This window comes from Kordia sp. E (assembly GCF_056033805.1).
The window spans coordinates 1,541,539-1,554,697 of record NZ_JBRASR010000002.1 but is presented as its reverse complement, the minus strand read 5'-3'; the positions used below and the strand labels follow the sequence as shown (position 1 = coordinate 1,554,697).

The window sequence follows — 13,159 nt, the reverse complement described above, 5'->3', positions numbered from 1 at the left end:
ATCAGCATATTGTCAAGAGAAATGTATCGTTTCGACTAAAAAGCTTCTTTTCCTGCGAAAATTAAAATATTTTTGATTGGAATTAGTTTAGTTGTAGATGAAGTCATTTTTGTTATGTATTTGTATTGCCATGTTTTTCGCTGTTTCATTACAGGGACAAACAAGCAACCGACGTACAAAAAAGATAGCAATTAAAGATTCTATTGTTTTAGATTCGGTAAGTATCAATCCGTATAAATTTCGGCTGACCGACAAAAAGAACAATCCGATTGATAGTACTTTTTATACAGTTGACTTCCAAAAATCAATCTTATATCTAAATCTGTCAAAAATTACAACCGATTCTATTCGCGTAAGCTATACACAATATCCTAAATTCTTAACGAAAAAATATACGGGTTTTAGTAAGAATGTGATTGTTCAGAACCCAATTGATATTGATAAAATTGTTTCGCTTAAATCGAATCGAGAAACTGCCAATACGCGTCTTTTTGATGGTTTAAATACGTCTGGAAGCATTTCACGTGGTGTTACCATTGGAAACAATCAAAATACGGTGCTAAACTCCGAACTGGATTTACAGATTTCTGGAAAAATCTCTGAAAATGTTACGTTGCGTGCGTCCATACAAGATGCAAATATTCCAATTCAAGAAAGTGGATATTCACAACGTCTGGACGAATTTGATCAAGTTTTTATAGAACTCGAAAGTAAAAACTGGAAAATTAGAGCTGGAGACGTAAATCTGGAAAATACAGAAACCAATTTTATGCGTTTTCAGAAGAAAGTGCAAGGTCTTGGCGTTGTCGTCAACTTGCCACATGAAAATAGTAAAACAACCATTTTTGGTTCTGGAGCTTTGGTTCGTGGACGCTATACACAAAGTAGATTTCAAGGTCAAGAAGGAAATCAAGGTCCGTATAAATTAACAGGTCCAAATGAAGAGTTATTTATCTTAATTGTTTCAGGAAGTGAAACAGTATACGTTAACGGATTGCCTGTAGAACGTGGAGAAAACAACGATTACGTGATTGATTATAACGCAGGAGAAATAACGTTTACGTCAAAATATCCAATTACTTCCGAAATGCGAATTAGTGTAGAATATCAATTTACAGATAATAATTATACCCGTTTTGTAGCGTATGGTGGCGCAAAATATGAGCAAGAAACGTTCAATATTGCAGGTTATATTTATTCTGAAAACGATTCTAAAAATCAACCAATTCAACAAAATCTATCGGACGAACAAGTTGCAATTTTAAGAGATGCAGGAGATAATCAGCAATTAATGACTGCGCCTTCTGCAGTAGAACAAGCATTTTCAGAAAATAGAATTTTATACAAAAAAGAAGTTATTGGCGGCATAGAAACCTTTGTGTTTTCTAACAATCCAGATGATACATTATTTGATGTTCGTTTTTCGCTTGTTGGTGATAATCAAGGAAATTATGTGTTGGCAAATGCAGCTTCAAACGGTAGAATTTACGAATATACACCGCCAATTGGAGGTGTTTTACAAGGTAACTATGAACCCATCATTCAATTGGTTTCACCAACCAAAACCCAAGTTGTCGTTGTAAAAGGAGCGTATACACCAAGTGAAAAAACTGATGTACAATTTGAAGTTGGTTTCAGTGATAACGATCAAAATTTATTCTCATCAATTGACGATGATAACAATCAAGGATTAGCGGCGCAAGTAAAAGTACAACAACAATTATTAGACAAAAATTGGAAGGTTCGCAGTTTTGCCAATTTTAATTACATCGATGAAAAATTTCAAACTATTGAACGTTTGTATTCTATTGAATTTAATCGTGATTGGAATTTAGATAATATATTCAATGCAGGAAATCAACAATTTTTAGCGACTGGATTAGATTTTTCTAACGAGAAAAACGGAACAGCTCGCTATAGTTTCGAATATTTAGATTTCGCTAATAATGCAACTGGAAATCGCCATGTAGTACTGTCTGATTTAACATTTGGGAAACTAAAAGTGCAAACAAACGGAAGTTTACTTACCAATGAAACAGTCACTACAACATCTGACTTTTTACGTTTGTATGCACGTTCTACCTATAGTTTTACTAAAAGTTGGATTGGCGCACAATTGAACTTAGAAAGTAATGAACAACAAGAAATTGCTACGGAAAACTTTACGCCTTTAAGCCAACGTTTTAAAGCATATACAGGTTTTGTTGGTGTTGGTGATAGTTTAAAAATTCATGCCGAAATTGGCTACACATATCGTGTAAATGATAGTTTGCGCAACAATAATTTGGAAAGAGTAAATACTTCTAATACGTATTATTTAAAGTCTAAATTGATTCAGAATAAAAATACACAACTTTCACTTTTCGTAAATTACAGAACATTGCAACAAGAAGATGAAAGTATTGAAGACGAACAATCATTGAACTCACGTTTGGTATATCAACAGAAACTATTCAATCAAATTGCGACCTTGAATACGGTGTATGAAACTAATTCTGGAACCTTGCCACAACAAGAGTTTACCTATGTACAAGTTGATCAAGGTCAAGGAGTGTATACTTGGAATGATTATAATAATAATGGTATTCAGGAATTAGATGAATTTGAATTGGCGCAGTTTCCTGATGAAGCAATTTATGTACGTGTATTGTTGCCCAATCAGATTTTCATTAAAACGCATCAAAACAAATTTAGTCAGGTAGTAACCTTAAATCCTGCACAATGGAGTAATAAAAAAGGGTTCAAGAAATTTTTATCGCATTTTTACAATCAATCGTCATTTTTAATAGATCGAAAGATTCGAAGAGAGAATGATAATTTCAATTTTAATCCGTTTGATAATAGTGAAGGTGAAGATGTTTTAGGTTTGAATCAAAGTCTTCGAAATGCACTTTTTTACAATCGCGGAAAACAAAAGTATACAACTTCCTATACCTACCTGAATGCAAAAGCGAAGAACTTACTTTCTATTGGTTCTCAGGAAAATATTAATACTTCGCATCAACTCCAGTTTACACATAAAATTGGTAAATTTTGGCTCACAGATTTGATTACAAGTACTGGAAAAACAGAAAGTATTTCGGAGAACTTCTTAAATAAGAACTTTGAAATTAGTCAATTTAAAGTAACACCAACACTTTCTTATATTTTTAATAGAAATAGTCGATTTAGTGTCTTTTATAAGTACGAACAGAAAGAAAATCAGATTGGTGATTCGGAATCGTTAACACAGCAAAAAGCTGGGATTTCATTTGCGTATAGCAATCAGCAAAAAATGGCGCTAAATGGTGAATTTAGTTACTTTCAGAACAATTTTACCGGAAATGCTTTTTCACCTGTAGGATATCAAATGCTTGAAGGTTTACAACCAGGAACCAACCTCACATGGAATGTGATTATTCAGAAGAAATTGACAAAATTCTTAGACTTAAATCTCTCTTATTTTGGTCGAAAAAGTGAAACTTCACGTACTATTCACACTGGAAATGTACAACTGCGCGCTTATTTTTAATTAAAATAATTCTAAATAAGGCGCAACCTTTTTGTAAACTGTGTATCTACAAATGGTATGGTTCTTGTTAAATAAGCCACAACAACAACATTATAAACCAATTATTATGAAAAACAAATACTTAAGAAGTCTTTTACTTCTATGCCTTTTAGTAGGGTTTCAATCACATGCACAAGATGACGAAATTAAAGATGTTCCAAAAAAACACGAAATTAAAATCAATGCTTTTAATACCATTGTATTTAAAGCTCCTGAATTTTCCTATGAGTATTTATTGGATTCAGAATCTTCAATCGGTGCGTCTTTGATGTTTAATTTACAAGACGACGATGAAAATGTTGACGGTCCAAGATATGCTGAGCGATTTGCATTAACACCATATTACAGACGTTATTTTTCTAGTAAATATGCTTGGGGATTTTTCTTAGAAGCTTTTGCAATGTATAGTATCCAGCAAGACTATGACAGCGGCTACTACATTGTTAATCAAAACACATCACAGTTTATAAGTACTAATGAAAAATCAAGCAATTTTGCCTTAGGAATTTCCTTAGGAGGAAAGTTTGTAAGTAAAAAAGGATTTGTTTTTGAATTTTATGGTGGTATAGGAAGAAATTTAATAACGTCAAATGACCTTATCTCAGATGGAGAAAACATTGTTCCTAGAATTGGAGCTTCTCTTGGATATAGATTTTAATATCCATAAAAAATTTATGAAAAAGAAAAAGTATAAAGCCTATTGTTTGGAGCAACAAACAATAGGCTTTTTGTATTTATATAATCTTCGTTAGTATTTTACCAACCGTAACCATATGTTGATGATACTTCATCATTCCAGTTACCAAACCAACCTAGTCCGAACCATGATAAATTTGGTACACCAAATCCAGTTGCTCCAGGTCCTTGATAAAATGCAAGTGACTTTCCGTTGAAACATGAATGTTTGTGTAATACTGTATATGTATTTCTATTAAATGGTTTGAAAACAGCTAAAGAAGTCATTTCATCATTATGAGTTGATCCTACCCAGTGGTTTAAGTAATAAAATCTGTTCAATCTTCTTAAAGAAGTCATTTCTGTATCGTAGTAATCATGCTTAAAGAAGTAAAAATCTCCTACACCAGCAGCAGATACACTGATACATGGACCTTCAGCTCCTCTTGTTACTGAAGCGTTACTTGTAGATGGAATAGCGCTTCCTGCTAATCGCTCAACGTGTGCTTCCATTGCTTCGTTAGATTCAAATAACATTACATCAAGTGATATATGACTTGGTGCAGTTCCTCCACTATTTAATCTAGATCCTATATCTTCAAGATTTGCGAATAATATTCCTTGTGGTTCTCTACCAGCAGCAACATAAGCTTCTATTGTTCTCACATCACCAGATGTTTCTAATACTGCTCCAGTATCATTATTTACAACATACTTTACACTAAAACGATCACCGCCATAGTTGTAATTATGTTGTACAGTTGTTATGTTTGCACGACTATCGCGTTTCGTAATTTCTACATCTGCTTGCTCTTCAGGAGTTTCACTTACAGAATCAGTTTGACAACTTGTGATGCTTAAGGCTACTATACATAGTACGCCTAAAAGAATTTTAAATTTTTTCATGTTAAAATAATTTATGGTTTATAACAAAGAGTACATAAAACCAAAAATCGTTACCCGAAAAAAGTTAAATAATTACTAATTAATGTAATAAAATACACCTAAAGCATTGAGAAATAGAGCATAAAGTCAACAAAAAAATCACACCTAATACACACTATTTAGGTAAAATATTGTTTTTATGACATTATTAATCTCTAAAGTTCGGTTGAATCTTCATCAAATATTTTGTTTTTGTATTTATTATATAAGAATGAAATGATCAATAATAATACACCTAACGATACAAATACAATTGTTTTTGCAATGGTAGTTAAGTGTGCAATATCATACAAGAATAGTTTGATAAGCGTGATTCCAAAGAGTCCAATAGCTCCAATTCGCAAATACTTGTTCTTCTTCCAAATTCCAAGTATAATTACAAGTAATGCATATGTTCCCCATAAAATACTCAATCCAAGTTTGTCCGACTCAGCATTCGAAGCCAAGTCTAACCAATGAATCAATTCACTACTCAGGATACTTAAAATTGTGATGTGAAATATTCCATAAAAAACCACTTTTAGGTTAGTCTTTATGAATTTTTGACGAATATAATGACTTGTAATTAGTAATAATAAGGTCACAAATACATATGAAATGTATCGGATTAAAATTGCAAATACAGTTACATCTGTTGACTGTTGAATGTATGCATCTCTGAGTTCGCTTAGCGAGAATAAACCTTGCGTGAGAAATATAAAAATGGCAATTACACTAAACACAAGATTGACATATCCTAGTACTGTATTTTTTATCTTTTTTATGTTTATAAAAGAAAGTACAGTGAAGAAAAATAAGGTATAGTTGATAATCCAAATTTCTTTAAATTTGAACAACGTATAATTAGATTCTAAATCGAGCTGTAACTGATTCCAATAGTTTGCAATTTCTACTCGAAACGAATAGTATATTGAAATTAACAAAATACCAGGAATGGCGAGCGATAGAAACTGATGTATTGTTTTAGATAAGTTTAATGGTGATGTGTATTCTTTTTTATAAAATAGATATGTAATGTATCCGAATGCGATCATAAATAAAAATGAACCTAGAAAATTCAAGTTTAGAATTGGCAGTATTCTAGTTACACTAGCATAATTATATGAATTTATGTATAAAGTGTTCCAGTCATGTATTAAACTTAAAAAAGCTATAAGCATAATAGGATACGCAAGTTTTTCATAAATTTTAATGCCTTTTGTGCGTCCAATCCAGAATAATAAAGCCGCTTCAAAAATCCATAAAATCGTTACCCAATTTCCATCGAGTTCCACAGGAATTGCTATCGTGACAAACGTAATGACCAATCCAAAAATTAAATACAATAAGTTTCTATCTGAATCTTTTCGTGTGTATAAAACATAACTTGCAATCAAATGCATAAAGGCATTAAATAAGGTGAAAATTCCCAAGAATTTCTTTCCAGTTTCATGATCATTTAGGATTACATATCCAATCAAGAAAAGCAAAAACGAATTGAATAATAACAAGATAATATCTATAGCATTGTATACTTCTTTTCGAATTAATTTATATGCTAAAATTGTGATATAAAATATGGCAAAGAACACGAACAAAAAGACCAAAGCAATGGTAAAATGTTTATCGATAGAATACCCCGAAACAAACCATGAAAGGTAAATAAGCCATGTAAATCCAAATGCAGAACCCAATAATGGCTTCCAATACTTTTTAAAGGAAATAACTAAAATTCCAATATTAATAATCGTTACATAAGTGAATAAAACTAATACATTTCCAGAATCATTACTCAATAAAAACGGGACTGCATATGCACCAACCAAACCAATATGTGCAATAACTTGTCTGTTATATTTTATAGCTGTAAAGACGCCAAATACGGTAAATAATACCATTAATATAAACGCTGGAATTTGAGGAATTAAACCATAAAAACTGTGTGCTGCATAGGTTATAAAATATAAAATTGCAATTGAACCACTGACTAGAACGGCGCTATAATTTTCGTATTTCTTTTTTAGTTTGATTCCAAAACCTAACAATCCAATTCCACTTAAGTATCCTAAAATAATTCGTGTTGTTGGTGTAATAAGCTCATGTTCAATAGAATATTTTACGCCAATTGCCACACCAATAATCGTGATAATAATTCCTATTTTGTTTAATAAGTTTTCACCAATAAATTTTTCAAGGTTCGATTTATCATCAGAAAATGTTGCTGTTTTCTTTGGTTCAGGAATAAACGCTGGAGTTTTCTTTTCTTCGACTACTTTTGGTGTAAAAATAGCTTCCTTAACTTCTTTTTTGGGAGTTTGAAACGTAGCTTCAGAAGTAACAATTGGTTGTTGCTTTTCTTCTTTTGCAGCTTCCAGTTGCTGTGCGGCTTTCAAAGCTTGTATTTGAAAACGTAAATCATTAATTTCTCTAGAAAATTGATCTTGCTTTTTTGACAACAATTCGAGTTTCCTCAATAATTGTTGCATAGTTTCCGTATGATCTTGCATGGTTGATTTTTATATAATACTCCGTTCACAAAACTTTCTATGTGAATATAAGTATCTCTTGTTGGTTTACATACAAATATGAAGCATCATTTTGTATTAGCAAATTCAGTTTTTAAATAAAACGATCGATATTTTAAGTACTATATATATTTAATATATTAATTTTCAATCTATTAACTAATTAAAACAGACGATATATTAAGGTAATATATAAACTCAAAAGCTTTTCAAAGTTAGGTTTCACTAATAAAAAAAGCAATGCGAATTGCATTGCTTTTTTATATTTTATGTGTGTATGTATTACATTTTCTGTAACCAAGCGCGCATGTCAACTTCTTTGTTGATAATGCTACGAACATCTTCAATTTTCACTCGTTGTTGTTCCATCGTATCTCTATGACGAATGGTTACCATATTGTCTTCTAATGTATCATGATCAACCGTAATACAAAATGGTGTTCCAGCAGCATCTTGTCTTCTGTAACGACGTCCAACTGCATCTTTTTCATCATAAATCACATTGAAATCAAACTTTAAATCATCTATAATTTTACGTGCAATTTCTGGCAAACCATCTTTTTTAACCAATGGTAAAACCGCCGCTTTTGTTGGTGCTAAAACCGCAGGTAAACGTAAAACTGTTCGTTGTGAACCATCTTCCAATGTCTCTTCTACTAGCGAATTTGAAAAGATTGCTAAAAACATACGATCCAATCCAATAGAAGTTTCTACAACATAAGGTGTATAGCTTTCTTTTGCCTCATGATCAAAGTATTGCAACTTTTTACCTGAATGCTTTTCATGTGCTTTTAAATCAAAATCTGTTCGCGAATGAATTCCTTCTAATTCTTTAAATCCGAATGGAAATTTAAACTCAATATCTGCGGCAGCATCAGCATAATGTGCTAATTTATCATGATCGTGGAAACGGTAATTTTCTTCGCCCATTCCTAATGACAAATGCCACTTCATACGATTCTCTTTCCATTGCTCGTACCATTCTTTTTGCGTTCCTGGTTTTACAAAGAATTGCATTTCCATTTGTTCAAATTCACGTTGTCTAAAGATAAACTGACGTGCAACAATTTCGTTACGGAATGCTTTTCCTGTCTGTGCAATTCCGAAAGGAATTTTCATACGACCTGTTTTTTGTACGTTTAGGAAATTCACAAAAATACCTTGTGCCGTTTCTGGTCGTAAATATAAATCCATTGCACTATCAGCGGAAGCACCTAATTTTGTTCCAAACATTAAGTTGAATTGCTTCACTTCTGTCCAGTTTTTAGAACCAGAAACAGAATCGACAATACCTAAATCCTCGATAAGTTGCTTGAATCCTTCTAAATCATTCTCTTCCTGTACACGTGCCAGTTCGTTACTTATTTCATCAATTTGTTTTTGACGACGTAGTACATTCGGATTTGTAGAACGAAATTCTTCTTCATTAAACGCATCTCCAAAACGCTTTTTAGCTTTTGTAATGTCTTTGTTTATTTTTTGAACAATTTTTTCTCTGTGTTCTTCGACTAAAACATCGGCGCGGTAACGTTTTTTAGAATCTTTGTTATCAATTAAAGGATCATTAAACGCGTCAACGTGGCCGGAAGCCTTCCAAGTAGTTGGATGCATCAATATTGCAGCATCAATCCCTACAATATTTTCGTTCATTTGCACCATTGCTTTCCACCAATAGTCGCGTATATTTTTCTTTAACTCTGCTCCATTTTGAGCATAATCGTATACAGCACTTAACCCGTCATAAATTTCACTTGATTGAAATATATAACCGTATTCTTTTGCGTGTGATACTACCTTCTTAAATTGGTCGTCTTGTTTTGCCATGGCGCAAATATAAAACGTTTGTGAATTAGCTACAAGCTATTTTTGAGCGATGTACACAAAAGCTGGTGGAATATTGAATGCTTCAAACGATAACTTCACATTATCATGGAATACTTCTTTGAGTTTTTTGTAATAGGTAAGACTGTATTGGTACTGAACAAATAAGCTATCTTTTTCCATTGCATCGTAAGCATTGTCTAATATCTTATCGCTTATTTCTGTAGGAATATTGGTTAGTGGCAAGCTCGAAATGATACAATCTGCCTTGTCAAAACCGTGTTTTTTTAGAATTGGTGTGATATCTTCTGCGGATACTTTTTCTAAAATTAATTGCGAATGTTTTATTTTTTCTAAGGATTCAACAAATTTATCATTGACTTCAAACGCAATTAGTTTTGTCTGCGGTTGAATTCTTTTTAAAATTTCTTTTGTAATGATTCCGTTTCCAGAACCAAATTCTACAATTACTTTTACTTTAGAAAAGTCAATATTCTTTACAATTCTTCGTGATAAAAATCGTGAACTTGGGAAAATAGTTCCCGAAGTTTTAATATCGCGTATCGCTTCTCTAAAAAATTTTAATCTATCCAATGGAGGAGATTTTAAGGCTTGATGATGAATTTTTGAATCTAACGCGAAGTAAAGAAAATATTCATGAAATAATGTCTTTTTTAACCTATTCTTTGCTTTTTTAAATATGATGAATTATAAGTGTAGAAAATTACTACTAAAAATAAGTAGTATTCAAACTTGTGCCTTGCATATTACTTCCGTCTAGTTTGCGTTGTAATTGACGATTGGTTTTCCGTAATGCAAGCAATTGTTTTCGATATTTGATAATGCTTTCGTAGTCTAAAACAGTTTTTTCAACTTGTTCAAGTAATTCTTTTGCTTTTTTACGTTCCGATTTTAGAATCAAAGCGTCTGTAGTATTTTGTTTCGCTAAATGATCGTAATTTTTGATAATGTCCATCAATTCTTCACGCACTAATACCTTTTCATTATCGAGATAATCGTTTTTTTCTCTGTTGTCATTATGATTAAAAACAGAAATCAGTACCATCGACACAGTCATTGCCGCTAAAGCAATTAGTAATATTTTCTGAATTGTATCTTTTGTAACGCCACTCATAAAAAAAGTAGTATTTTTAAACTCAACATGTTAAAATTTTCACTTATCAATTGGTAAATATATTAAATAATATTGTCTCTGCCTTTTTTCCTGCAATTTGCTTAGGTTGTTCTTCCAAATTAATACATCAAGAACAACATATTTGCACGCGTTGCAGACACAATTTACCATTTACTTCATATCATAAACATTCTGAAAACCCTGTAATAAATAGCTTCTACGGACGTGTACTCCTCGAAAACGCGACTTCATTACTCCATTATAAAAAGAATGGAATGGTACAACAACTATTGCATCAACTAAAGTATAAAGGCCAACAAGAAGTTGGAACTATTCTTGGCGATATGCTCGGTACTGATTTAAAAAATGAAGTCTCTTATGAGACCATTACACATATAATTCCTGTTCCATTACACAAAAAACGATTCCGAAAACGAGGATATAATCAAGTAACAACATTTGGGAAACAGCTTTCAACACATTTAAAAGCAACGTATGTGGATGATGTTTTAATAAAAATAAGCAATACCAAAACGCAAGCTTTTAAAAAACGTGCTGCACGTTGGATGACTGCACAACATTCTTTTGAAGTTAAAAATTTTGAAAAATTAGAAAATGCACACATTCTACTTATAGATGATGTCATTACTACAGGCGCAACTTTAGAGGCTTGTGCAAATGCACTTAAAAAAATACCAAATATCAAAATTAGTATTGCAACTATGTCAATAGCAAGTTAAATGTTCGTGTGTCCCGAAAATAATTAGTTAATTTGTACCACATTATTTTAGTCATCGTTAATGAAACATCGTTTATTATTTTTCAGTATTGCAACGCTTATCTTTTTATCCTTGGTAAATTGTGCTAAGCGAGGTGTTCCTACAGGTGGAGATCCTGATACAGAACCACCAAAAATGGTAAAGTCGCAACCTGAAGATTTTACTACTAATTTTGACCAAAAACGTATTCGAATTTATTTTGATGAATATATTAAAGTAAAAGACATTCGAAAGCAATTGATCATTTCACCACCAATAAAAGAAGGTGGTTATATAGTGTATCCGCAAGGTGGCGCAAGTAAGTATATTGATATTCAAATTACAGATACACTTCAAGAAAACACAACGTACTCTTTTAATTTTGGTCAAAGTATTGTAGATAATAATGAAGAAAACCCGTATGAATATTTTAAGTATGTGTTTTCTACAGGCGATTATATTGATTCCTTAGAAGTTGGTGGCGCTATTAAAGATGCGTTAAATAAAAGTCCTGAAACATTTGTTTCCGTAATGTTATATGAAATTGATTCTACGTATAACGATTCTACTATTTTTAAAAAGACACCAACATATATTACAAATACATTAGATAGTGTTTCTGACTTTAAGCTTTCAAATTTACGTGCCGGAAAATACAAGTTGGTTGCTATGAAAGATGTAGCGAGCAATTATTTATTCAATCCGAAAACAGATAAAATTGGATATGTAGAGCAAGAAGTAACAATTCCAACAGATTCGTCGTATACAATTACGCTATTTAAAGAAATTCCTGTTTTTAGAGCTACGCGTCCAGCGCAAATTTCCAAAGAAATGATTGCTTTTGGATATGAAGGTGAAGGAAAGGATATGAAAATTGACCTGTTATCGAAAGTGTCTGATAGCTTTAGAGCCAAAATTACACAAGATCCTGACAAAGACACGCTTCGTTATTGGTTTAAACATTTAACGCCAAAAACAGATTCGTTGATTTTCAAAGTATCCAAAAATGATTATGAAGCAGAGTTCACTGTGAAAATGAAAGATTTAAAAGGTGATTCATTACAAGTAAAATCAAATCCTAGAGGAATTATTCCGCTAAATGGCGATTTTAGTGTTAGTGCAAATACGCCAATTGTTGCTACTGACAAAAGCATCATTTCAATTCAAAATAAAGATTCAGTTGCTGTAGAATTTACATCAAAATTCAATGAAGAAAAAAATCGTTTGGATATCTTATTTGAGAAAGAAGAAGGACAACGTTATACGGTTACAATGTTGCCAAAAACAATTACAGATTTCTTTGGTGAAGCAAATGATACTTTAAATTATAGATTGACGACAAAAGAAGCAAAAGATTATGGAAATATTAAATTAACACTTCAGAATGTCAATGAATATCCTCTGATTATTCAAATCATTAATGAAAAACTTGAAGTCATTGCCGAAGAATATGTTACTGAAGCAAAACCTAGTTATAACTTCCTTAATATTGAGCCGCAAAATATTTACATTCGTGCTATATTAGATACAAATAAAAATGGAAAGTGGGACACAGGAAATTACCTGAAAAACATTCAGCCAGAACGTGTTGTCTATCATCCAGAAAAAATTGAATTGCGTGCCAATTGGGATCGGGATGAAACGCTTATTTTAAAGTAAAAGTCATTGTATTTTCTGAAAAGTCTTAAAAATCTATAAAGTTATACATCAATATTTTTTATAACGTTCATTTTTGTCTTGACACAAAAACGAACCAAAAAAGTCAAGACGA

At 31.9% G+C, this 13,159-nt stretch carries 9 protein-coding genes; 4 read left to right on the top strand and 5 right to left on the bottom strand.

Annotation, left to right across the window (positions count from 1 at the left end; genetic code table 11):
- The first annotated feature begins 97 nt into the window (after nt 1–97).
- Together ACUUYC_RS09960 and ACUUYC_RS09955 are read left to right on the top strand one after the other, a co-directional pair.
- Nucleotides 98–3,511 carry a TonB-dependent receptor gene (locus tag ACUUYC_RS09960; RefSeq protein WP_474265601.1) on the top strand — a complete coding sequence of 1,138 codons (3,414 nt, stop codon included), beginning with the start codon at nt 98–100 and terminating at the stop codon, nt 3,509–3,511.
- A gap of 106 nt (nt 3,512–3,617) precedes the next feature.
- A complete protein-coding gene (locus tag ACUUYC_RS09955) occupies nt 3,618–4,208 on the top strand; it encodes a DUF3575 domain-containing protein (RefSeq protein ID WP_474265599.1) in 591 nt (196 codons plus the stop codon).
- A 98-nt stretch (nt 4,209–4,306) separates the two neighbouring features.
- Here the strand turns inward: ACUUYC_RS09955 and ACUUYC_RS09950 are convergent, their stop codons facing one another.
- From ACUUYC_RS09950 to ACUUYC_RS09930, 5 genes are all read right to left on the bottom strand, one after another.
- Nucleotides 4,307–5,131, bottom strand: a complete 825-nt coding sequence (locus ACUUYC_RS09950) for a hypothetical protein (RefSeq protein WP_474265597.1) — start codon at nt 5,129–5,131, stop codon at nt 4,307–4,309.
- 194 nt (nt 5,132–5,325) lie between these two features.
- A complete protein-coding gene (locus tag ACUUYC_RS09945; protein WP_474265595.1) occupies nt 5,326–7,656 on the bottom strand; it encodes a DUF2339 domain-containing protein in 2,331 nt (776 codons plus the stop codon).
- Between the two features lie 300 nt (nt 7,657–7,956).
- Entirely contained in the window at nt 7,957–9,498 is a 1,542-nt protein-coding gene (locus ACUUYC_RS09940) for a glycine--tRNA ligase (RefSeq protein WP_474265593.1), read from the bottom strand.
- A 36-nt stretch (nt 9,499–9,534) separates the two neighbouring features.
- Nucleotides 9,535–10,089, bottom strand: coding sequence for a class I SAM-dependent methyltransferase (locus ACUUYC_RS09935; protein ID WP_474265592.1), 555 nt, complete (start codon nt 10,087–10,089; stop codon nt 9,535–9,537).
- A gap of 136 nt (nt 10,090–10,225) precedes the next feature.
- Nucleotides 10,226–10,630 carry a hypothetical protein gene (locus tag ACUUYC_RS09930; RefSeq protein WP_474265590.1) on the bottom strand — a complete coding sequence of 135 codons (405 nt, stop codon included), beginning with the start codon at nt 10,628–10,630 and terminating at the stop codon, nt 10,226–10,228.
- Nucleotides 10,631–10,680: 50 nt separating this feature from the next.
- On the opposite strand from ACUUYC_RS09930, the gene ACUUYC_RS09925 reads away from it, so the two are divergent.
- Both ACUUYC_RS09925 and ACUUYC_RS09920 read left to right on the top strand, forming a co-directional pair.
- Nucleotides 10,681–11,370 (top strand): ComF family protein, encoded by a 690-nt coding sequence (locus ACUUYC_RS09925; RefSeq protein WP_474265588.1) that lies wholly within the window; start codon nt 10,681–10,683, stop codon nt 11,368–11,370.
- A gap of 60 nt (nt 11,371–11,430) precedes the next feature.
- Nucleotides 11,431–13,047 (top strand): Ig-like domain-containing domain, encoded by a 1,617-nt coding sequence (locus ACUUYC_RS09920; RefSeq protein ID WP_474265586.1) that lies wholly within the window; start codon nt 11,431–11,433, stop codon nt 13,045–13,047.
- Nucleotides 13,048–13,159: the final 112 nt, after the last annotated feature.

Bases quoted from the DNA above. Each gene is read 5' to 3' on its own strand.
- ACUUYC_RS09960 (WP_474265601.1), top strand. From the start codon at position 98: ATGAAGTCATTTTTGTTATGTATTTGTATTGCCATGTTTTTCGCTGTT.
- ACUUYC_RS09955 (WP_474265599.1), top strand. From the start codon at position 3,618: ATGAAAAACAAATACTTAAGAAGTCTTTTACTTCTATGCCTTTTAGTA.
- ACUUYC_RS09950 (WP_474265597.1), bottom strand. From the start codon at position 5,131: ATGAAAAAATTTAAAATTCTTTTAGGCGTACTATGTATAGTAGCCTTA.
- ACUUYC_RS09945 (WP_474265595.1), bottom strand. From the start codon at position 7,656: ATGCAAGATCATACGGAAACTATGCAACAATTATTGAGGAAACTCGAA.
- ACUUYC_RS09940 (WP_474265593.1), bottom strand. From the start codon at position 9,498: ATGGCAAAACAAGACGACCAATTTAAGAAGGTAGTATCACACGCAAAA.
- ACUUYC_RS09930 (WP_474265590.1), bottom strand. From the start codon at position 10,630: ATGAGTGGCGTTACAAAAGATACAATTCAGAAAATATTACTAATTGCT.
- ACUUYC_RS09920 (WP_474265586.1), top strand. From the start codon at position 11,431: ATGAAACATCGTTTATTATTTTTCAGTATTGCAACGCTTATCTTTTTA.